The sequence below is a fragment of the Microbacterium sp. 3J1 genome, from assembly GCF_001049495.1.
Lineage (GTDB): Bacteria > Actinomycetota > Actinomycetes > Actinomycetales > Microbacteriaceae > Microbacterium.
The window spans coordinates 54,741-74,644 of the sequence record NZ_CDWI01000002.1 but is presented as its reverse complement, the minus strand read 5'-3'; the positions used below and the strand labels follow the sequence as shown (position 1 = coordinate 74,644).

Sequence of the window (19,904 nt, the reverse complement as noted above, 5' to 3'; positions counted from 1 at the left end):
CGCGCGGGGACGTTCACGCCTGAACCCGGGCGGCGTGCTGCCGGACATGAGAAGACCGGGCCGCAAGAACGCCTCTCGGCGGAAGGCCGCTCGCAGCGGCGAAAAATGGAGCCCGGGGTTATGCGGCCCGGCCACTCCATTGTAACGCGATACCGCTGTGGCTATTCCCGGCGTCGTAGGCTCTGTGCATGACCCGCCGTTTCGCCCTCATGATCGACCCAGCCACGTCGGATGCCGTCCGAGACGACTTCTCCGACAGCTTCACGCGTGTCGACGCAGCGGCCCCCGCGCTCAGCGTCGGCGAGCTGAGCACCCAGCGCGGCGACGGTGTGTTCGAGTCCATCGGCGTCGTCGATCGGCACGCGCAGGAGGTGGTTCCGCACCTCGAACGGCTCGCCCACTCGGCTCGGCTGTGCGATCTGCCCGTCCCGAACCAGGCTCAGTGGCATCAGGCGGTCGACCGGGCCGCCGCGGACTGCGGCGAGGGCGAGTACGTCATCAAGCTCATCCTCAGCCGAGGCGTCGAGCACGGCCCGACGCCGACGGCATGGGTGACGGTGGCACCGGCATCCGACTTCTCCGCGGTCCGCACGAACGGCGTGCGCGTCGTGACCCTCGACCGGGGCTATGACCTGGACATCGCCGAACGGGCGCCCTGGCTGCTGCTGGGCGCCAAGACCCTCTCATACGCCGTCAACATGGCGGCGCTCCGCGAGGCGCATCGCCGGGGCGCCGACGACGCGATCTTCCTCTCGCGCGACGGCTTCGTGCTCGAGGCTCCGACGGCATCGCTCATCCTGCGCTTCGGCGACCGCTTCGTCACCCCCGCGCCGAACGGCGGCATCCTGCACGGCACGACGCAGCTGAGCGTGTACGAGCATCTCGCCGCGCGAGGTTTCGATGCCGCATACGCGCAGGTCCCGGCATCCGATCTCACCACGGCGGATGCCGCGTGGCTGGTGTCGAGCGTCCGTCTCGCGGCCCCCATCACCAGCGTGGACGGCGCCGCCCTGCCCGTCGACGCGGCGTTCACCGCCGAGCTCAACCAGTACCTGCTGTCTCCGCGCGACTGACCCGTCCCCCGTCCCCGACCCCGACCCCCACCCCCGTCCCCCGACCCCCGTCCTCCGTCCCCCGATCCCGACCCCCGGCCGGAGCACAGCTTCGGAGTCGGGGCCCCGCTCCCGGCGTGTCGGCTCCTCGTGCCGGCGTGTCGACGTGTGAGCTCCGAAGCTGTGCGCGCCAATGCGTGCAGACGATCGTGCGGTCGGTCATGCCCGAGGCATGAGCGCCATCATCGCGACGATCGCCCGTTCGACGATGTCCCAGTCATGGACAACCATCGCGTAGTCGAACCGCAGTGAGACGTGACCCCACGACGCTGCCGTCGCGTCCCTCATCAGGTCACGATGACGATGAGCCGGCTCCTCGTGATTCTGCCGTCCGTCCGTCTCGACGATGAGCCAGCCGTCGATGAGGAGGTCCACCGCGCCCGTGCCCACCACTCGAACCTGGGTGCGGACGCTCCAGCCGAACTTCCGTACGCGGAGCCGCACGAGCGACTCGAGCCCGCTGTCCGCGTCCGAGCGAGAGAAGTCGACGAGGTCCTTGCCTCTCTCATCCAGCGTTCGTCTCAGCGACCGCAGGGCCGGGCGAGAGATCAGGCCGAGTCGCCGTGCCGACTCGAGTGCGACGAAGAAGGGCTCGGCGCCCCTGCACCGATAGATCTGCACGAGGATGCGCTGCACGGAGGGGAGGGCGAACGCCGCGGCTGATGATCCTGCGTCCCAGTGGCGGATGCAGTCGCAGTCCTGGCTTCTCGATGCCTGATGGTGTCGGTCGGGTCGCAGCCAGACGTGGAGGCCCGGCGCGTCGAGGACCCAGATGCCGAGGTGTCGCGCCGCGGACTCGCAGGCGGGCGCGCCACCGTGTTCCGCCGCGCGGATGGCGATCGTGCACGCGGTCGCCGCCGCGTACACCCCTCGTCGGATGCGACGGAGCTCGCCCCGCCGCATCCGCTCTTCGAGACGGCCGCGAGAGCTCGTCGACCTGAGCTCGCGCCACGTCCATACCTCGACCACTCCGGAGCGACACATCGCTCCAGGATGGGGTCCGCGTGCACCCGACCAGTCGCGTAAGACCGCGAACCGTGGACGACCGACGGATTGAGACCCCCGTGCAGAGTCAGTGGCGGGACCCGCGGCGCGCACAGCTTCGGACCACGACGACGAAACGCCGTGGAACATGACGTTCACACGGCGTTTCGCGGGGTGGTCTCCGAAGCTGTGCGCGGAGAGCCGGAACCGGGCCGAACCAAGGGCCCCGGGCGGATGCTTACCCGAAGCGTCCCGAGACGTAGTCCTCGGTGGCCTGCACCGACGGGGTGGTGAAGATCGTGGACGTGTCGTCGTACTCGATGAGCTTGCCCGGCTTGCCGGTGCCGGCGATGTTGAAGAACGCCGTCCGGTCGGAGACGCGGCTCGCCTGCTGCATGTTGTGGGTCACGATGACGACCGTGTACTGGGTCTTGATCTCGGCGATGAGCTCCTCGATCGCGAAGGTCGAGATCGGGTCGAGCGCTGAGCAGGGCTCGTCCATGAGGATCACGTCGGGGGAGACGGCGATCGCACGGGCGATGCACAGACGCTGCTGCTGACCGCCGGAGAGGCCGGAGCCCGGCTTGTCGAGACGGTCCTTGACCTCGTTCCAGAGGTTCGCGCCGCGGAGCGACTTCTCGACGAGCGCGTCCTGGTCGCTCTTCGCCATGCGCGTGTTGTTCAGCTTCACGCCGGCGAGCACGTTCTCCTTGATCGACATCGTCGGGAACGGGTTCGGGCGCTGGAACACCATGCCGACCTGGCGCCGCACGAGCACCGGGTCAACGCTGGCGCCATAGAGGTTCTTGCCGTCGATCAGCACCTCACCCTCGACGCGTGCGCCGGGGATGACCTCGTGCATGCGGTTGAGGGTGCGGAGGAAGGTCGACTTGCCGCAGCCCGACGGGCCGATGAATGCCGTCACGGTGTTGGGCTTGATGTCGATGCTGACGCCTTCGACGGCGAGGAAGTCGCTGTAGTAGACGTTGAGGTCGTTGACTTCGATGCTCTTGGACACGGGAGATCCTTCTTGTCGATTCGGGTTGCGGCGCGCTCAGCGGCCGTTTGTCTTGGGCGCGAACACCTTGGCGATGACGCGGGCGAGCAGGTTCAGGACCATCACGATCACGATGAGCGTGAGGGCCGAGGCCCAGGCGCGGTCGAGATACGCCTCGACCGGGATGCCCGGGTACTTGGCCTGCATGTAGGAGAACACCGGCAATGTCGCCATCTGCCCGCTGAACATGTTCGTGTTCATGCCCTGCACGATGCCGACGGTGAGCAGCAGGGGCGCCGTCTCACCGATCACGCGCGAGATCGCGAGCATGATCGAGGTCGTGATGCCCGCGATCGCGGTGGGCAGGACGACCTTGATGATCGTCAGCCACTTCGGGACACCGAGTGCGTAGGCCGCCTCGCGGAGCTCGTTCGGAACGATGCGGAGGAGCTCTTCGGACCCGCGCACGACGACCGGGATCATCAGAACCGAGAGCGCGAGCGAGCCCATGATGCCCATGCGGGTTCCGGGCCCGACGATGAGGGCGAACACCGAGTAGATGAACAGACCGGCGACGATCGAGGGGATGCCGGTCATGACGTCGACGAGGAACGTGATGCCGCGCGCGAGCCTGCGGCCCTCGCCGTACTCGACCAGGTAGATCGAGGTCATGAGACCGATCGGCACGGAGATGATCGTCGCGCCGAGGGTGATGAGCAGCGTGCCCCAGACCGCGTGGATCGCTCCGCCGCCCTCGCCCACGATGTTGCGCATCGAGAAGCTGAAGAACTCGCCGTCGAATCGCGCCAGGCCGTTGATGACGACCGTGTAGAGCAGCGAGATGAGGGGGAGGAGCGCGACGACGAAGGCGCCGGACACCAGGGCGGTCATCAGGCGGTCGGTCGCGTGTCGACGGCTCTCGATCACCGAGGAGATCACGAAGATCAGGACCATGTAGAACAGCAGGCCGACGACGAGCGTGAGCGCGATGTTGAAGTCGGCCGGGTCGCCCCCGGCGTTCATGAAGGCGAAGATCGTCGCCGACACGACGAAGGCGACCAGCAGGAGAGCCCAGGGGGCCCACTTCGGGAGGTGCCCTGCCGAGGTGGTGTGCGTGGTCTGAGCGACCGGCGTGGGGGTGAGCGTGGCGGTCATGTCAGTTGGCTCCCGAGAACTCGGCGCGACGCGAGACGATCCAGCGGGCGATGAAGTTGACCGCGAAGGTCACGATGAACAGGATCAGACCTGCCGCGATGAGCGTGTTGACACCCTCGTCGTGGGCCTCGGGGAAGCGCAGGGCGATGATCGCGGGGATCGTCGTCGGATTCTCCGGGTTGATGAGGTTGAAGGTGACGATCCCGAGCGGCGAGAGCACAAGGGTCACGGCCATCGTCTCGCCGAGTGCGCGGCCGAGGCCGAGCATGGCGCCCGACACCATTCCGCTGCGTGCGAAGGGGAGGACGGCCATCCGCACCATCTCCCAGCGCGTGGCGCCGAGTGCGAGGGCTGCCTCCTCGTGGAGCTTCGGGGTCTGCAGGAAGACCTCGCGGCAGATGGCGGTCATGATCGGCAGGATCATCACCGCAAGCACGAGGGATGCCGTGAGGATCGTCTTTCCGGTGCCGGAGGGGGTGCCGCTGAAGAGCGGGATCCAGCCGAGGTTCTCGTTGAGCCACTTGTAGAAGGGCACGAGCATCGGAGCGAAGGTGAGAGCACCCCAGAGGCCGAAGACGACCGACGGCACGGCGGCCAGCAGGTCGATGATGTAGCCGAGGACGCCGGCGAGTCGACGAGGGGCGTAGTGCGAGATGAAGAGCGCGATGCCGATGGCGATGGGGGCGGCGATCACCAGGGCGATGAAGCTCGACCACAGGGTTCCGAACACGAAAGGCCAGACCCAGGAGAGGAACGACTCGCCCTCGAGGATGTGGTTGTTCGAGGTGTCCGACGACAGCGCCGGGATCGCCTGCACGATGAGGAAGATGGCGACGGCCGCGAGCGTGACGAGGATGGTGATTCCCGCCGCGAGCGCGGTGCCGGAGAAGACGAGGTCGCCCCGACGACGCAGCGCGGGGCGCGACCCGGGGGAACGGGTGGTGTCGGGACCCGTTGTGGTGGTGGTCATCTGAGCGGCTCCACGGTGTGCTCTGAGGGGCGTACGGGGGATTTCATGCGGGTGCCCCCGGGGGTGTCGGTCGAGTCCTGTCGACCGACACCGCCGGGGGCGTCGGGGGACCGGAGCTCAGCGGATGGCTGAGCGCGCGGTCACTCCGTGACGATCGCGGAGATCGCGGTGTTGATCTGGTCGCGCAGGCTGTCCGAGATCGGGGCGCTGCCGGCGGCCTCAGCCGACGCGTCCTGGCCCTCGGCCGATGCGACGTACTCGAAGTACGCCTTCACCAGACCTGCGGTCTCGGCGTCGTCGTACTCGACGCAGCCGATGAGGTAGGAGACGAGCGCGATCGGGTACGAGCCGGCGGGTGCGGCGGCCGGGTCGACGGCGAACGCGAGGTCGTGGTCGGAACGGCCCTCCTCGAGCGGCGATGCCTCGACGAGCGCGGCTGCTGCCTCTGCGGAGTAGGCGACGTACTCGCCCTCGACCTCGACGGCGACCTGACCGAGCTCTGCGGTGCGCGACGCGTCGGCGAAGCCGATGTAGCCCGAGCCGTTGGTGATCGCGTCGACGACGCCCGAGGTGCCGTCGCCGGCCTCACCGGTCGAGAGCGGCCACTCGTCGCTGGCCTCGTAGGTCCACACGTCGGGGGCGACGGCGCTGAGGTACTTCGTGAAGGTCTCCTGCGTGCCCGACGCGTCTGCGCGGTGCACGGGGACGATCGCCTGGTCCGGGAGCGCGACGCCCTCGTTCTGGTCGGCGATGGCCGGGTCGTTCCACTTGGTGATCGTGCCCGAGAAGATTCCCGCGAGGGTCGCACCGTCGAGGTTCAGCTCGTCGATGCCCTCGAGGTTGAAGGCGACGGCGACCGGGGAGATGTAGACCGGGATCTCGACGATCTCGTCGGAGGCGCAGGAGCCGAAGCCGCCGGCCTCGAGCTCCTCGGCGTCGAAGGCGCGGTCGGAGCCGATGAAGTTCGACGAGCCCGCGATGAAGTTCTCGCGACCCGTGCCGGAGCCGGTCGCGGTGTAGTTGATGGTGACGTCGGGGTTGGCCGTCTGGAACGCGGCGACCCAGGACTGCTGAGCGGCCTCCTGCGAGGACGCGCCCGTGGCGTCGAGGCTGCCGGAGAGCGTGGAGTCGGACGGCTCGGTCGAGCCGCCGGCGTTGCCGCCTTCGTTCGCGGCACAGCCTGCGAGTGCGAGGGCGGCGACGGCGCCGATGGCGCCGATACGTGCGATTCGGGAGATCTTCACTGTGGATCCTTCGATCATGGATGGGTGGGGCCCGGTGCAGGGCACACAGTGACGCTAGGTGCGGCGGTTAACGAGACTCTCCCGCGCAGGTGAACGGAAGGTGAACGGCGCGCGTCTCTCTGGGGCGGCACCCGCGATATCCTGGGCCTCGACGGGCCTCGGGAGCTCGCTCAGACCTTCGGGATATGGGTCTCGATCGCGATGATCCCGGATCCGGGATTCGTCGCCGACAGATGCACGACGGAGAATGCGGCAGGCTCGAGGTCGGCGGCCGCCGCGACGTACGACCCCTGGATCGTGCCGGTCGCGAGGGCGATCTCCGAGAGGATGCCGGGCAGCACCGGGCCGTGGCTGCAGATCACCGCGGGCTTGCCGGAGCGGACGCGACGCCCGATGACGGACCGCAGATCGTCTTCGTCGTCCTCCCAGGCATCCTGACTGATCTTGGGGGTCTTCACGGTCTTGCGATCGAGCGCCTTCGCCAGCGGCTTCACGGTCTGGACGCAGCGGACGGCATCGCTCGTCACGATCCGCCGCACGCCGAACGCACGGAGTGGTCCGACGATCGACTCGGCCTGGCGCAGGCCGCGATCGGTCAGCGGCCGCGCGGCATCCGCCCCGTCCCAGTCGGAGCGGGACAGCGCCTTCGCATGCCGCAGCGCGATCACGGGGAAGGTGCGCAGCACGCCGTCGTCGACAAGATTCGCGAAGAAGTCGAGGATCTCGAGGTCGACCGGATAGCTGAGCCGCGATCGCGCCTTGCTCACGCTCACCCACTCGACCGCCGCGATCTCGCGGTTGGGGACGAAGGTGGACTCGCGGATCGCGTCCGCGGTGGCCTCGGCCGCCCAGTAGTGCACGACCTTCTGCTTGCTCGACGGCAGGTGATAGCGGCTCACCCCGACCGGCACGCCGAGGGTGACGCGGATGCCGGTCTCCTCGTGCACCTCGCGCACGGCGGTCTCGGCGAGCATCTCACCGGGGTCGACCTTGCCCTTGGGCAGCGTGATGTCGCGGTACTTGGTGCGGTGGATCAGCAGAACGCGCAGCTTGCCGTCGACGAGACGCCAGACGACGGCGCCCGCCGCGTAGACGGCCTTGTCCGTCCACTTCGACCGCGTCGCGTCCTTGCTCTGCGCCTGCGCCCGGGTCATCGAACCGCCCGTGCGCGACGGCGTCGTTGGATCAACCCCATCGTCTTGTCCTGCAGGTCGACGAGCGGCTTGCCGTCGGCGTCCTCGGCGTGCCGCGTCCACACGCCCTCCGCGCCCAGGTGCCATGAGGTCGTCCCGGGGTCCATGGCGAGGTCGAAGAACGCGAGCAGATCCTTGAGGTGGTTCGGGTCGGTGACCCGCACGAGCGCCTCGACGCGACGGTCGAGGTTGCGGTGCATCATGTCGGCGCTGCCGATGTAGACCTGCGGGTCGCCGTCGTTGTGGAACGCGAAGATGCGCGAGTGCTCGAGATACCGGCCGAGGATGCTGCGCACGGTGATGTTGTCGCTGATGCCTTCGAGGTCGGTGCGCAGGCTGCAGATGCCACGCACCCACACGTCGACCTTCACCCCGGCGGCGCTCGCGCGGTACAGGGCGTCGATGACCTCTTCGTCGACCATCGAGTTGACCTTGATGCGGATGCTGGCGGGCTTGCCGTCCTCGGCGTTGCGGCGCTCGTGGTCGATCTGCCGCACGAGGCCCTTGCGCAGATGCAGCGGCGCGACGAGGAGGCGCTTGAACTTCTTCTCGATGGCGTAGCCGCTGAGCTCGTTGAACAGGCGGGTGAGGTCCTTGCCGACCTGGGGGTCGGTGGTGAACAGGCCGAAGTCCTCGTAGATGCGGCTGGTCTTCGGGTTGTAGTTTCCCGTCCCGATGTGCGAGTAGTGGCGCAGCACGCCGTCCTCCTCGCGGATCACGAGCGCGAGCTTGCAATGCGTCTTGAGTCCGACCAGGCCGTAGACGACGTGCACGCCGGCCTTCTCGAGCTTGCGCGCCCACACGATGTTGTTCGCCTCGTCGAACCGGGCCTTGACCTCGACCAGGGCGAGGACCTGCTTGCCCGCCTCGGCGGCGTCGATCAGCGCCTCCACGATGGGGCTGTCGCCGGACGTGCGGTACAGCGTCTGCTTGATGGCGAGCACGTGCGGGTCGCGGGCCGCCTGCTGGAGGAACGCCACGACGCTCGTCGTGAACGACTCGTACGGGTGGTGCACCAGCACGTCCGACTTGCGGATGGCCTTGAAGATGTCGGCCCTGCTGTTGCTGCCCGTCGGCTGGAACGCCACGGCCGTCGTGGGCAGGTGCGGGGGATACCGCAGGTCGGGCCGGTCGATGCGCGAGAGGTCGAACAGTCCGCGCAGATCGAGCGGGCCGGGGAGCCGGTAGACCTCGAGGTCGGTGATGTCCAGCTCGCGCACGAGGAGGTCCATCGTGACCTCGTCCATGTCGTCGGTGATCTCGAGGCGGATGGGCGGGCCGAATCGGCGGCGCAGGAGCTCGGCCTCGAGCGCCTGGATGAGGTTCTCGCTCTCGTCCTCCTCGATCTCCACGTCCTCGTTGCGGGTGAGGCGGAAGGCGTGGTGGTCGAGCACCTCCATGCCGGGGAACAGATCGCCGAGGTGGTTGGCGATGAGCTCCTCGAGGCGGAGGAAGCGCTTGATCTCGCCGCTGCCGGGGACCTCGACGAACCGCGGCAGCATGGGCGGCACCTTGAGACGCGCGAACTCCTGGCGTCCGGTGCGCGCGTTGCGGATGCGGATGGCCAGGTTCAGCGACAGACCCGAGATGTAGGGGAACGGGTGAGCGGGGTCGACCGCCAGCGGCATCAGCACGGGGAAGACCTGGGCGCCGAAGTAGTCCGAGAGCTTGGCCCGCTCGTCGTCGGTGAGCTCCGACCACTCGGTGATCTCGATGCCGGCGTCGGCGAGGGCGGGACGCACGAGCGAGGTCCATGCGTCCGCGTGGCGGAGCTGCAGCGCGTGCGCCTCGCGGGAGATGTCGGCGAGGGCGTCGACGGGGGAGCGGCCGATGTTCGTCGGCACGGCGAGGCCCGTCACGATGCGGCGCTTGAGGCCGGCGACGCGCACCATGAAGAACTCGTCGAGGTTGCTGGCGAAGATGGCGAGGAAGTTCGCCCGCTCGAGCTCCGGCAGCGACGGATCCTCCGCGAGCTCGAGCACCCGCTGGTTGAACGCGAGCCAGCTCAGCTCGCGATCGAGGTAGCGGTGGTCCGGGAGCAGCGCGTCCGGAGACTCGATGGCATCGAAGTCATCGTCTTCGGCATCGCCGAGACCTGCGTCGGCGAGAGCGGGATCGATCATGGGGTACATCTAAGCACCGTGAGGTGACGCGCGTGTGAACGGACCCGCCGGTTACCGCGCCGCTGCCATCGTCTCGTCGTCGTACACGTTGAACCGGTAGCCCACGTTGCGCACGGTGCCGATGATCTGCTCCTGGTCGCCGAGCTTGGCGCGGAGCCGCCGCACGTGCACGTCGACCGTCCTCGTGCCTCCGAAGTAGTCGTATCCCCAGACCTCGCTGAGCAGCTGCTCCCGCGTGAAGACGCGCGACGGATGGGTCGCGAGGAAGTGCAGCAGCTGGAACTCCTTGTAGGTGAGGTCCAGCGGCCTGCCGTGCAGCTTCGCCGAGTAGGACTGCTCGTCGATGGACACGCCGGAGGCCTGGACGCGAGTGGGCTCGGCCGCCTCGTCGCGCCGGGCGAGGGCGAGCCGCACGCGTGCATCCGTCTCGGCGGGGCCGGCGGTCGCGAGGAGGACGTCGTCGATGCCCCAGTCGCCGGAGAGCGCGCTCATGCCGCCCTCGGTCACCACCAGCAGCAGCGGCGCGGCCTGGCCCGTGGCGCGCAGGAGGCGGCACAGCGACTTGGCGCCGACGAGGTCGAGGCGGCCGTCGACGATCACGATGTCGTACTCGGGCGCGCTGACGAGTTGGGCCGGCTCGGCGGGTATCTGGCGCACGCGGTGGCTGAGAAGCTCCAAGGCGGGCAGGACCTGCTCCGAGACCGGAGCGTTGGTCAACACCAGGACCTGGGCCACACGCACTCCTTCCGGACGGCTGGGGGACGCCGTGCCGCAATGATACCGGGCGCCGATGGGTCACAATGGAGGCATGACGCAACCTGCCCTCGCACCGCGCAACGCGCTCGTCGGCGTCCTCGTCGTCTGGGGCGTCGCACTCGTGGCGTCGGTCGGCGTGGGCATCTTCGTGCCGGAGGAGTGGCGTGTCCCTTGGTTGCTCGTCGCGTTCGGCTGCGTCGTGCTGCTCTCCTTCGCCGTGCAGCTCTGGTACGGGCGCACGCAGGGTTTCATCTTCCGCGTCGGCGGGAGCGCCATCGGCGCCCTCCTCCTCATGGGTGTCATCTCGGTCGGATTCGCGCTCGCCGCACTCGTCGCCTGACACCTCGTGTCGCGCGGGGCGTCCGCGCGAGACAGCCCTCCGCACGGGGGGTAATGTGGAGGTCATGGACCTCATGGCGCTCGAACTCTTCTACATCGGCCTCCTGGGCCTGGCGAGCCTCGCGATCGCCTTCGTCTCGGTCGTCGTGCTGCGCAACCTCTTCCGCGGCCAGCGCTGAGCGCACCGTGCTCGAGCTGCCCACCGACCTCCCCGCCGACCTCGCGCCCATGGCGTGGCTGATCGGCGTGTGGGAGGGCACCGGAGTCATCGACTACCCCGTCGGAGACGAGCGGCTGCAGGGCGAGTTCGCGCATCGCGTGAGCTTCAGCCATGACGGCGGCCCGTTCCTGAACTACGCCGCGACCGCCACCTTCACCGGTGACGCCGGCTCGACGGCGACGCCGCTCGTCGCGGAGACCGGCTTCTGGCGCATCAGCCGGCCGGCGACGGATGCGGATGCCGGTCCGGGTCTCCTCCCGCCCGTCTCCGAGGCGGAGGAGCGGGGCGTCGACGACGTCGAGGCGCTGCGCGCGTCATCCGGAGGCTTCCCGCTGGAGGTCTCGGTCGCGCACTCCGACGGGATGCTCGAGTTGTACCTGGGCGAGATCAACGGCCCCCGCATCGACATCTCGACCGACGCCGTGGTCCGCGGTGCAGGGGCGAAGGAGTACGGCAGCGCTTCGCGCATGTACGGCCTCGTCGACGCGCACCTGCTGTGGGCGTGGGACATCGCCGCCCTCGGCACCCCGCTGCGCTCGCACGCGTCCGCCCGACTGGCGAGGGTCTGACATGGCAGGGTTCGCCGATATCGCAGGCGCTGTGGCGGGAGAGCACGGGATCGAGCACTTCGGAGACGCGTTCCGCGAACAGCGTCGGTTGGAATCGGGGTCGGCTCTCGCGCCTCTCGACGACCGGACGGTCATCGAGGTCGCCGGGCCCGAGCGGCTGAGCTGGCTCGACTCGATCACCTCGCAGGCCGTGGGTCGGCTCGCCCCGGGTGAGAGCACCGAGCTCCTCGTGCTCGATCCGCAGGGACGCGTCGAGCACGCGGCCGGCGTGGTGGACGACGGCGCGTCGACGTGGCTGATCGCGGATACCGCCGACGCCGAGGCGCTCGCCACCTGGCTGCAGCGCATGAAGTTCCGCACGCAGGCCACCGTCGGGGTGCGCCCCGACCTCGTCCTCCTCGGCTTCGTCGATGGAGGTGACGCCGCGGACCGGGCGACGGGCGCAGCATCCGCTCCCGCAGGGATGCCGCTCGTCTGGACCGACCCCTGGCAGCGTGTGAGCGCCGGCGGGCACCAGTACGCCGAGGTGGCCGATCACCCCGGTGCCGAACTCGCCTGGCGTGTGGCGATCGTGGCGCGCGATGCCGCGGAGGAGCTCGCAGCGAGCCTCTCGGCCGAGGACCTCGCGGGCCTGCTCGCCGCTGAGGCGCTGCGCGTCGCGGCCTGGCGACCGCGGTGGTCCGCCGAGGTCGATGAGCGGTCGCTGCCGCACGAGTCCGACTGGATCCGCACCGCCGTGCACCTCAACAAGGGGTGCTATCGGGGTCAGGAGACGGTGGCGAAGGTGCACAACCTCGGACACCCGCCGCGCCGACTCGCCGCGCTGCACCTCGACGGCAGCGAGGCCGTGCTCCCCGCCGCCGGCGACGCCGTGTTCGCGGGGGAGGACGAGGTCGGCCGCATCACGTCGGTCGCCCGTCACCACGAGGACGGGCCGATCGCGCTCGCCATCCTCTCGCGCCGTGCTCCGGTCGGAGACCTGGTCGTGCGGACGGACGGCGGTGACGTCGCCGCCGCGCAGCAGGTCATCGTCCCCGCAGATGCCGGAGCGACCGCCGACATCCCTCGCCTCACTCGTCTGTCGCGACGCCCGAGCGCGCCGGACCCCCGGCACGCGGGCTGACCGCGGGCCTCACGGCAGCGGCGCGACCGCGGCCCAGGGGAGTGTGAGCTCGCCGAGACGCCAGCGGCTCTTCCCTCCGAGAACGGGCCACCCCTGTTCGCGCAGCGCCGAGACGGCCGCGAGGAACCGCTGCGTCGCCCCGAACGTCGAGAGAGCGGCCGCACGGTCCCATTCCCGGTCGAGGGCGACGAGCAGCGCGTGCACGCGCTCGCCCGGGACGTTGTGATGGATCAGGGCCTTGGGCAGTCGTTCGGCCACGATGCTCGGATGCTCGAGATCGGCCAGGCGCAGCGAGACCGTGAAGCGCTGCGGCGCTCCCGATGCGTCGACGTCGATCCAGCTCGACACCCGTCCGATCTCGTCGCAGGTCCCCTCGACGAGCAGGCCGTCGGGCGCGAGGCGGGCCGCCATCGTCTGCCAGGCTGCCGGGACGTCCGATTCGTCGTACTGCCGGAGCACGTTCATGGCGCGGATCACCGCCGCCCGGCGTCCGTCCGGCAGCGGAACCTCGAACCCTCCGCGTGCGAACGAGACACGGAGGTCAGGCGGGAAGGGCGCGCGGCCGGCGTGCACGTCCGCGAGCTGGGCAGTGGCGGTCGCGACGCGGGCGGGATCGATCTCGAGGCCGCGCACCTCGGCGTCCGCACGCACACGCTGCAGTCGGGTGGCGAGCTCGAATGCGGTGACTCCGCTCGCTCCGTAGCCGAGATCGACGACGAGAGGGTCGGCCGCTCGGCGGAACGCGGCGGCAGAGGCGATCCAGCGATCGTTGCGCCGCAGCCGGTTCGTCCCGGTGGTGCCACGGGTGGGCCGACCGAGAGGAGATGACGCCATGCGTCCATCCTCCCAGCACGTCGCCGACCACGACGACGCCGCCTCGATAAACTGGGCCCATGACTGCGAACCGCACCCTGATCCTGCTCCGTCACGGCCGGAGCGAGTGGAACGAACTGAACCTGTTCACCGGCTGGGTGGATGTCCGCCTCAACGAGCAGGGGCGCACCGAGGCCCGTCGCGGCGGTGAGCTGCTGGCCGAGGCCGGCATCCTCCCCGACGTCCTGCACACCTCGCTGCTGAGCCGCGCGATCCAGACGGCGAACATCGCCCTGGACGCCGCTGACCGTCTGTGGATCCCGGTCACCCGCTCGTGGCGTCTCAACGAACGCCACTACGGCGCGCTGCAGGGCAAGGACAAGGCGCAGACCCTCGAGGAGTTCGGCCCCGAGCAGTTCCAGCTGTGGCGTCGCTCGTTCGACGTGCCGCCGCCCCTGCTCGACGACGAGAGCGAGTTCAGCCAGGTCGGCGACGAGCGTTACGCGGACATCGACGGAGAGGTGCCGCGCACCGAGTCTCTGAAGCTCGTGATCGATCGCCTGCTGCCGTACTGGGAGAGCGCGATCGTCCCCGACCTCGAGGCGGGCAAGACCGTGCTCGTCACGGCCCACGGCAACTCCCTGCGCGGGCTCGTGAAGCACCTCGAGGGGATCAGCGACGACGACATCGCCGAGCTGAACATCCCGACCGGCATCCCGCTCATCTACGAGCTGGACGAGAACAACGTTCCCACCGGTCCCGGCCGGTACCTGGACCCCGAGGCCGCCGCGGCGGGTGCGGCCGCGGTCGCCGCTCAGGGCAAGAAGTAGGGCTGACGACGAAGGGGGCGGATGCTGTCAGCATCCGCCCCCTTCGTGTGCGCTCTCGCGCGTCAGGCGTGACCGAGCTCCTGCTGCTCGGCGGCGAAGGGGATGTCGTCTTCGTCGACGTGCCAGTCGCCCGTGGCGAGGTAGACGACCTTCTTGGCGACGGCCACCGCGTGGTCGGCGAAGCGCTCGTGGTAGCGGCTGGCGAGCGTGGCGTCGACCGTGGCCGTGGCCTCGCCCTTCCAGTTGTCGCTGAGCACCTTCTCGAACACGCTGGCGTGCAGCTCGTCGATGTCGTCGTCGGTGTTGCGGATCGTGTCGGCCAGGCGGAGGTCCTGGGTGCGAAGCAGCTCGCTGAGCGTGCGCGAGATCTCGACGTCGAGCTCGCCCATCTTCGTGAACGTGCCCTTGAGGCCGCGTGGGATCGCGCGCTCCGGGAAGCGCAGGCGCGCGAGCTGCGCGATGTGCTCGGACATGTCGCCCATGCGCTCGAGGGAGGCGCTCACGCGCAGCGCGAACACGACGATGCGCAGGTCGCGGGCGACCGGCTGCTGACGGGCGAGGATCTCGATGGCCTGCTCGTCGAGAGCGACGGCCAGCTCGTCGATCTTGGCGTCATCGGCGATGACCTCTTCGGCGAGGGCGACGTCGCTCGTCGCGAACGCGCGCGTGGCCTTGTCGATCGAGACCGTGACGAGGTCGGCGATCTCGACGAGGCGAGACTGCAGGTCCTCGAGGGACTGGTGGAAGACTTCGCGCATGGTGGGCGCAACCTTTCATTCGGGTCTCGGCTGTGATGCCAGCGCGAGACGGCTGGATCGTCCGCGCGAGAGGAGGTCCGCGCTCCCGCACAGGCCCGAAGCGATTGTCTGCTCCGAAGGTTAACGAACGGTGCCCAGCATGTGAATAGTACTTCTCGCTCCGTTGCAGGCGCCGGGCAACCCGCCGATCCGTCGGTGAACGCACTCTACGCTGAGTACATGACCCTGCCGCAGATCGCGCTGCTCGCGTTGGCCTCCGGCCTCGTGATCGGCGTCGGCCTCTCGCTCCTGGTGGCCTGGGCGTACCGCGCGAGGGCCCGCATCGCCGATGAGACGTCGCTCGTGGTTCCCGACGGTGTCACCGCGGTGCTGCGCAGCATGGACGACGCCGCCTGCGTCGTCGACACCTCGGGCCTGGTCCTCGCCGCATCCAAAGCGGCGGCTCGCTTCGGCATCGAGGTCGGGTCGCCCCTCGAGAACCCCGAGCTCCGGCAGCTCGTGCGCGGGGTGCGGAACGAGGGCGGCTCGGCGACCGAGTCGATGCGCATCACGCGCGGCGGGCTCAGCCTCGACCCGCGTCTGGTGTCGGCCAGGGCGAGCGCGATCAGCCCGCGGATGTCCCTGCTGATCATCCGCGACGTCACAGAGCAGGAGCGCCTCGATCAGATGCGCCGCGACTTCGTCGCGAACACCAGCCATGAGCTGAAGACCCCCGTCGGCGCGGTCACGCTGCTCGCCGAGGCGATCGAATCCGCAGCCGACGACCCCGCCCAGGTGCGACACTTCGCGACGAGGATCTCGGCCGAGGCCACGCGGCTGGGACAGCTGACGGGGCGTATCATGAGCCTGTCGCGGCTGCAGGCCGACGACGCGCTGTCCGACGTCCGCCCCGTCTCCATCGACGAGGTCATCGCGGCGTCGCTCGAGGCGCACGTGGTGCAGGCCGACTCGGCCGGGGTGGAGCTCGCCCGAGGGGGAGACCGGGGCGTGTGGGTGCGGGGCGACTCGCAGATCCTCATCGAGGCCTTCGGCAACCTCATCGCCAATGCCATCGTGTACTCGCCGAAGGGCTCGCGCGTCGGCATCGGCGTCAGGGCCGACGGAGACGTCGTCGAGGTCGCGGTCTCGGATCAGGGCATCGGCATCGCCGAGGCCGACCGGGAACGGATCTTCGAGCGCTTCTACCGGGCGGATGAGGCGCGTTCGCGTCGCACCGGCGGCACGGGCCTCGGACTCTCCATCGTCAAGCACGCGACGCAGCGGCACGGCGGCGAGGTCCTGCTGTGGTCGCGTCCGGGGCGAGGATCCACTTTCACCATCAGGCTTCCGCGGATCGATGCTCCTCCGAGCATCGAGAGCGACAGGAAGAGCAAGAAGAAGCGCGAGCGCAAGGCGGCGAAGGCCGCAGCCCGCGTCCGAAACGGAGAGAACGCATGACCCGCATCCTTCTCGTCGAAGACGAACCCGATCTCGCCGACCCCTTGGCGTACCTCCTGCGCCGCGAGGGGTACGAGGTGGAGATCGCCGAAGACGGCCCCGGCGCACTGACGGCCTTCCGCGAGCGCGGCGCCGACATCGTGCTCCTCGACCTCATGCTGCCCGGCATGCCCGGCACCGAGGTCTGCCGCCAGATCCGGTCGACGTCCGCCGTGCCGATCATCATGCTCACGGCCAAGGACTCCGAGGTCGACATCGTGGTGGGGCTCGAGCTCGGAGCCGACGACTACGTGACGAAGCCGTACTCCTCTCGTGAGCTGCTCGCCCGTATGCGTGCGGTGCTGCGGCGCGTGGTGCAGGCCGAGAACGAGCTCGACGAGCGCGTGCTGGAGGGCGGTCGCGTCTCGCTCGACATCGACCGGCACACGGTGTCCGTCGCCGGTGCGCAGATCAACATGCCCCTCAAGGAGTTCGAGCTGCTGGAGGTGCTGATGCGCAACTCGGGTCGGGTGCTCACCCGCGGGCAGCTCATCGACCGTGTCTGGGGCAGCGACTACTTCGGCGACACGAAGACGCTCGACGTGCATATCAAGCGCATCCGCTCCCGCATCGAGGAGAACCCCGGCGAGCCCGTCATGCTCGTCACCGTGCGTGGCCTGGGGTATCGCTTCGAGGGCTGAGGCGAGCGCCCGCCCTTGGGGCCTGATACGCGAGAGGCCGACACCCGCGGGTGTCGGCCTCTTCGCTGCGGTGGTCTCTGGTCACTCCTGCGGAGCGGGTGCCGCCGTGTCGGTGGGCACCGGCGTCGCAGAGCGCTCGGGCTTCGTCTCGGTGGGCACGAGGTCGGCGTAGTACGACAGCGAGCCGTCGAGCACCGGGATCTCGGCCTTCGTGCCCGCGCCGTCGCCGGACTGGAAGTGCATCTCGAGAGTGGCGCCCGGCATGGTGTCGAGGCCGTCGATGCGCTTCGGCTCCTCGCCCTCGGCGCCGAAGCTGATGGTCCGGTTCGCCGGCACGGTGACGGTCATCGGCTCGAGGCCGTCGATCGTGATCGTGAGCGTCGCCTCTTCGCCGGTGGCGTTCACGACCGCGGCCACGAAGTTGCCGACCGAGCCGTCCTCGTTGGCGACGATGAAGGCGTTGCGCACGTCGATGGGGCCGTCGGAGTCCGAGACGTTGACGCCGTCGGAGGCGGAGTACTCGATCGTCGTCGCCTGCGGCGAGATGAACGTGCAACCGGTCGCGCCGAGAAGAACGAGGGCGCTGATGGCGGCAGATGCGACAAGGCGCGATTTCACGGGTCCTCCTGAGGTCCGACGGGATATCCGCATCCATTCTATGCGTACGGAGAGGGCGGACTCAGGACGTGGGGGCGCGAACCTTAGCGCATCACCCCTGTGGTATCCTTGAGGTTGCCGAAAGGACACGTTTTTATGCTTTTTGAGGTTGGCGAGACTGTCGTCTATCCGCACCATGGCGCTGCGACCATCATCGAGGTCAAGGAGCGCATCATCAAGGGCGAGGCGAAGAAATACCTGAAGCTCAACGTCACCCAGGGGGACCTCATCATCGAGGTGCCCGCTGAGAACGTCGATCTCGTGGGCGTTCGCGATGTGATCGGCAAGGAGGGCCTCGACCATGTGTTCGAGGTGCTGCGGGCTCCGTTCACCGAAGAGCCCACCAACTGGTCGCGCCGTTACAAGGCGAACCTCGAGAAGCTCGCCTCCGGCGATGTGATCAAGGTGAGCGAGGTCGTGCGCGATCTGTGGCGTCGGGATCAGGATCGCGGGCTGTCCGCGGGCGAGAAGCGGATGCTGGCGAAGGCTCGTCAGATCCTCATCTCCGAGCTCGCGCTCGCCGAGAAGATCGACGAGGACAAGGCGGGCGCCCTGCTCGACGAGGTCCTCGCGTCCTGAGCGGATCCGAGACATGAAGGCGGGTGCTTCGGCATCCGCCTTCTTTCGTCTGCGCCGGTAACGTGAGGGGCGTGAGCATGCTTCCCGTCCCGCACACCGCGATCATCGTCGTCGCCGCCGGATCCGGCACCAGGCTGGACGCCGGTGCCCCCAAGGCCTTCGTCGGCATCGACACCCATTCGATCCTGCGACACGCCCTCGACGGCGTCTTCGCCGCGGGTCCCGCCCAGGTCGTCGTCGTCGCCCCGCCGGGATTCGAAGGCGACGCAGAGGCCGAGCTCCTCGCTGCCGCCGGCGATCGCGCCGAACTCGGACGCGTCGTCACCGGCGGTGACACCAGGCAGCAGTCGGTCGCCGCAGGGCTCTCCGCGCTGTGGGGCGACGTGCGGACCGTGCTCGTCCACGATGCGGCGCGCGCGCTGACGCCCCCGGAGACGATCGACGCCGTGGTCGCAGCCGTCGACGGGCAGACGGGCGTGATCCCTGCACTCCCGGTCGTCGACACCCTGAAGCGCGTCGACGGCGAGGCCGTCGTCGGACCCGTCGACCGGTCGGAGCTGGCGGCCGCGATGACGCCCCAGGGGTTCCCTCGCGATCTCCTCGAGCAGGCGTATGCCGCGGCGCTCTCCCGCGGCGACGAGTACACCGACGACGCCGCGCTCTTCGCGGCCGCCGGCCATGCCGTGCGCCGGATCGACGGCGCGCCCTCCGGCTTCAAGATCACCACGCCCGCCGACCTCGACCGCGCCCGTCACCTGCTGTCGTCGGCGGCCGCGCCCGCCTTCGCGACGGTCCCCGATGCCGGCGGCACGGCGCCCACGGCATCCGTCCCCCGCGTGGGGATCGGCACCGACGTGCATGCCTTCGGCGGCGAGGGCGACCTGTGGCTCGCCGGCCTCGAGTGGCCGGGGGAGCCGGCGCTCTCGGGCCACTCCGACGGCGACGCCGTGGCCCATGCGATCGTCGACGCGCTGCTGGGTGCCGCGGGGCTGGGCGACATCGGACAGCACTTCGGCACGGCGCACCCTGAGTACGCGGGCGCGCACGCCGCGGTGTTCCTCGCACGCACGGCGGAGCTGCTCGCCCAGGCCGGGTTCGCGATCGGCAACGTGTCGGCCCAGTTCCAGGGCAACAGGCCACGGTTCAGCGCTCGGCGCGCAGAGGCGCAGCAGGTGCTGTCCGAGGCGCTCGGCGGCGCTCCGGTCTCGATCACCGCCACGACGACGGACGGACTGGGGTTCACCGGCCGAGGCGAGGGCATCGCCGTGACCGCCATCGCGATGATCGTGCCGCGCTGACCCGCGTCGACTTGCGTTCGGTGGGCATCCCGCGCGACCATCGAGACCGACGGCTCCGACGATGCGC

At 69.3% G+C, this 19,904-nt stretch carries 20 protein-coding genes; 9 read left to right on the top strand and 11 right to left on the bottom strand.

What is annotated here, in order from left to right:
* Window positions 1-188 precede the first annotated feature (188 nt).
* Entirely contained in the window at window positions 189-1,073 is an 885-nt protein-coding gene (locus BN2660_RS01605) for an aminodeoxychorismate lyase (protein ID WP_091226429.1), read from the top strand.
* Between the two features lie 198 nt (window positions 1,074-1,271).
* Here BN2660_RS01605 and BN2660_RS01600 read toward each other — a convergent pair whose 3' ends face one another.
* The 8 genes from BN2660_RS01600 to BN2660_RS01565 form a co-directional block, all read right to left on the bottom strand.
* Complete coding sequence (locus BN2660_RS01600; RefSeq protein WP_091226426.1) at window positions 1,272-2,096, bottom strand: endonuclease domain-containing protein; 825 nt, start codon at window positions 2,094-2,096, stop codon at window positions 1,272-1,274.
* A 238-nt stretch (window positions 2,097-2,334) separates the two neighbouring features.
* On the bottom strand, window positions 2,335-3,114 hold the full coding sequence (pstB, locus tag BN2660_RS01595; protein WP_091226424.1) for a phosphate ABC transporter ATP-binding protein PstB: 780 nt from the start codon (window positions 3,112-3,114) through the stop codon (window positions 2,335-2,337).
* 36 nt (window positions 3,115-3,150) lie between these two features.
* Window positions 3,151-4,248 carry a phosphate ABC transporter permease PstA gene (pstA, locus tag BN2660_RS01590; RefSeq protein WP_091226421.1) on the bottom strand — a complete coding sequence of 366 codons (1,098 nt, stop codon included), beginning with the start codon at window positions 4,246-4,248 and terminating at the stop codon, window positions 3,151-3,153.
* A 1-nt stretch (window position 4,249) separates the two neighbouring features.
* Window positions 4,250-5,218 (bottom strand): phosphate ABC transporter permease subunit PstC, encoded by a 969-nt coding sequence (pstC, locus tag BN2660_RS01585; RefSeq protein ID WP_091226419.1) that lies wholly within the window; start codon window positions 5,216-5,218, stop codon window positions 4,250-4,252.
* A gap of 140 nt (window positions 5,219-5,358) precedes the next feature.
* Window positions 5,359-6,462, bottom strand: coding sequence for a phosphate ABC transporter substrate-binding protein PstS (gene pstS, locus BN2660_RS01580; RefSeq protein WP_091226417.1), 1,104 nt, complete (start codon window positions 6,460-6,462; stop codon window positions 5,359-5,361).
* Window positions 6,463-6,632: 170 nt separating this feature from the next.
* Window positions 6,633-7,616, bottom strand: a complete 984-nt coding sequence (locus BN2660_RS01575; protein WP_091226414.1) for an NUDIX hydrolase — start codon at window positions 7,614-7,616, stop codon at window positions 6,633-6,635.
* Window positions 7,613-9,778 carry an RNA degradosome polyphosphate kinase gene (locus tag BN2660_RS01570; protein WP_091226411.1) on the bottom strand — a complete coding sequence of 722 codons (2,166 nt, stop codon included), beginning with the start codon at window positions 9,776-9,778 and terminating at the stop codon, window positions 7,613-7,615. Before BN2660_RS01570 ends, BN2660_RS01575 begins: the two co-directional genes overlap by 4 nt.
* A gap of 51 nt (window positions 9,779-9,829) precedes the next feature.
* Complete coding sequence (locus BN2660_RS01565; RefSeq protein WP_091226408.1) at window positions 9,830-10,513, bottom strand: winged helix-turn-helix transcriptional regulator; 684 nt, start codon at window positions 10,511-10,513, stop codon at window positions 9,830-9,832.
* 73 nt (window positions 10,514-10,586) lie between these two features.
* Here BN2660_RS01565 and BN2660_RS01560 point away from each other — a divergent pair, with 73 nt between their 5' ends.
* The 3 genes from BN2660_RS01560 (at window position 10,587) to BN2660_RS01550 (ending at window position 12,785) form a co-directional block, all read left to right on the top strand.
* Window positions 10,587-10,874, top strand: coding sequence for a hypothetical protein (locus BN2660_RS01560; RefSeq protein WP_091226406.1), 288 nt, complete (start codon window positions 10,587-10,589; stop codon window positions 10,872-10,874).
* Between the two features lie 185 nt (window positions 10,875-11,059).
* Window positions 11,060-11,662, top strand: coding sequence for a nitrobindin family protein (locus BN2660_RS01555; RefSeq protein WP_091226404.1), 603 nt, complete (start codon window positions 11,060-11,062; stop codon window positions 11,660-11,662).
* Between the two features lies 1 nt (window position 11,663).
* Window positions 11,664-12,785, top strand: coding sequence for a CAF17-like 4Fe-4S cluster assembly/insertion protein YgfZ (locus BN2660_RS01550; RefSeq protein ID WP_091226401.1), 1,122 nt, complete (start codon window positions 11,664-11,666; stop codon window positions 12,783-12,785).
* Between the two features lie 9 nt (window positions 12,786-12,794).
* Here the strand turns inward: BN2660_RS01550 and BN2660_RS01545 are convergent, their stop codons facing one another.
* Window positions 12,795-13,619 carry a class I SAM-dependent methyltransferase gene (locus BN2660_RS01545; protein ID WP_091226399.1) on the bottom strand — a complete coding sequence of 275 codons (825 nt, stop codon included), beginning with the start codon at window positions 13,617-13,619 and terminating at the stop codon, window positions 12,795-12,797.
* Between the two features lie 59 nt (window positions 13,620-13,678).
* Between BN2660_RS01545 and BN2660_RS01540 the strand changes: the two genes are divergently transcribed.
* On the top strand, window positions 13,679-14,428 hold the full coding sequence (locus BN2660_RS01540; protein ID WP_091226396.1) for a phosphoglyceromutase: 750 nt from the start codon (window positions 13,679-13,681) through the stop codon (window positions 14,426-14,428).
* Between the two features lie 62 nt (window positions 14,429-14,490).
* Here BN2660_RS01540 and phoU read toward each other — a convergent pair whose 3' ends face one another.
* Entirely contained in the window at window positions 14,491-15,186 is a 696-nt protein-coding gene (phoU, locus tag BN2660_RS01535; RefSeq protein WP_091226393.1) for a phosphate signaling complex protein PhoU, read from the bottom strand.
* Window positions 15,187-15,405: 219 nt separating this feature from the next.
* On the opposite strand from phoU, the gene BN2660_RS01530 reads away from it, so the two are divergent.
* Window positions 15,406-16,623 (top strand): sensor histidine kinase, encoded by a 1,218-nt coding sequence (locus tag BN2660_RS01530; RefSeq protein WP_091226545.1) that lies wholly within the window; start codon window positions 15,406-15,408, stop codon window positions 16,621-16,623.
* Window positions 16,620-17,303 (top strand): response regulator transcription factor, encoded by a 684-nt coding sequence (locus BN2660_RS01525; protein WP_091226391.1) that lies wholly within the window; start codon window positions 16,620-16,622, stop codon window positions 17,301-17,303. The genes BN2660_RS01530 and BN2660_RS01525 overlap by 4 nt, the downstream gene beginning before the upstream one ends.
* A gap of 81 nt (window positions 17,304-17,384) precedes the next feature.
* Here BN2660_RS01525 and BN2660_RS01520 read toward each other — a convergent pair whose 3' ends face one another.
* Window positions 17,385-17,921 carry a DNA modification methylase gene (locus BN2660_RS01520; protein WP_091226388.1) on the bottom strand — a complete coding sequence of 179 codons (537 nt, stop codon included), beginning with the start codon at window positions 17,919-17,921 and terminating at the stop codon, window positions 17,385-17,387.
* A 135-nt stretch (window positions 17,922-18,056) separates the two neighbouring features.
* Between BN2660_RS01520 and BN2660_RS01515 the strand changes: the two genes are divergently transcribed.
* Together BN2660_RS01515 and ispD are read left to right on the top strand one after the other, a co-directional pair.
* Window positions 18,057-18,539, top strand: coding sequence for a CarD family transcriptional regulator (locus BN2660_RS01515; RefSeq protein WP_045255828.1), 483 nt, complete (start codon window positions 18,057-18,059; stop codon window positions 18,537-18,539).
* Window positions 18,540-18,610: 71 nt separating this feature from the next.
* Window positions 18,611-19,837 carry a 2-C-methyl-D-erythritol 4-phosphate cytidylyltransferase gene (gene ispD, locus BN2660_RS01510; RefSeq protein WP_091226385.1) on the top strand — a complete coding sequence of 409 codons (1,227 nt, stop codon included), beginning with the start codon at window positions 18,611-18,613 and terminating at the stop codon, window positions 19,835-19,837.
* Window positions 19,838-19,904: the final 67 nt, after the last annotated feature.

Coding starts and splice junctions, on each gene's coding strand:
- BN2660_RS01605 (WP_091226429.1), top strand. CDS start 189: ATGACCCGCCGTTTCGCCCTCATGATCGACCCAGCCACGTCGGATGCC.
- BN2660_RS01600 (WP_091226426.1), bottom strand. CDS start 2,096: ATGTGTCGCTCCGGAGTGGTCGAGGTATGGACGTGGCGCGAGCTCAGG.
- pstA (WP_091226421.1), bottom strand. CDS start 4,248: ATGACCGCCACGCTCACCCCCACGCCGGTCGCTCAGACCACGCACACC.
- pstC (WP_091226419.1), bottom strand. CDS start 5,218: ATGACCACCACCACAACGGGTCCCGACACCACCCGTTCCCCCGGGTCG.
- BN2660_RS01575 (WP_091226414.1), bottom strand. CDS start 7,616: ATGACCCGGGCGCAGGCGCAGAGCAAGGACGCGACGCGGTCGAAGTGG.
- BN2660_RS01570 (WP_091226411.1), bottom strand. CDS start 9,778: ATGATCGATCCCGCTCTCGCCGACGCAGGTCTCGGCGATGCCGAAGAC.
- BN2660_RS01560 (WP_091226406.1), top strand. CDS start 10,587: ATGACGCAACCTGCCCTCGCACCGCGCAACGCGCTCGTCGGCGTCCTC.
- BN2660_RS01550 (WP_091226401.1), top strand. CDS start 11,664: ATGGCAGGGTTCGCCGATATCGCAGGCGCTGTGGCGGGAGAGCACGGG.
- BN2660_RS01545 (WP_091226399.1), bottom strand. CDS start 13,619: ATGGCGTCATCTCCTCTCGGTCGGCCCACCCGTGGCACCACCGGGACG.
- BN2660_RS01540 (WP_091226396.1), top strand. CDS start 13,679: ATGACTGCGAACCGCACCCTGATCCTGCTCCGTCACGGCCGGAGCGAG.
- phoU (WP_091226393.1), bottom strand. CDS start 15,186: ATGCGCGAAGTCTTCCACCAGTCCCTCGAGGACCTGCAGTCTCGCCTC.
- BN2660_RS01530 (WP_091226545.1), top strand. CDS start 15,406: ATGACCCTGCCGCAGATCGCGCTGCTCGCGTTGGCCTCCGGCCTCGTG.
- BN2660_RS01525 (WP_091226391.1), top strand. CDS start 16,620: ATGACCCGCATCCTTCTCGTCGAAGACGAACCCGATCTCGCCGACCCC.
- BN2660_RS01515 (WP_045255828.1), top strand. CDS start 18,057: ATGCTTTTTGAGGTTGGCGAGACTGTCGTCTATCCGCACCATGGCGCT.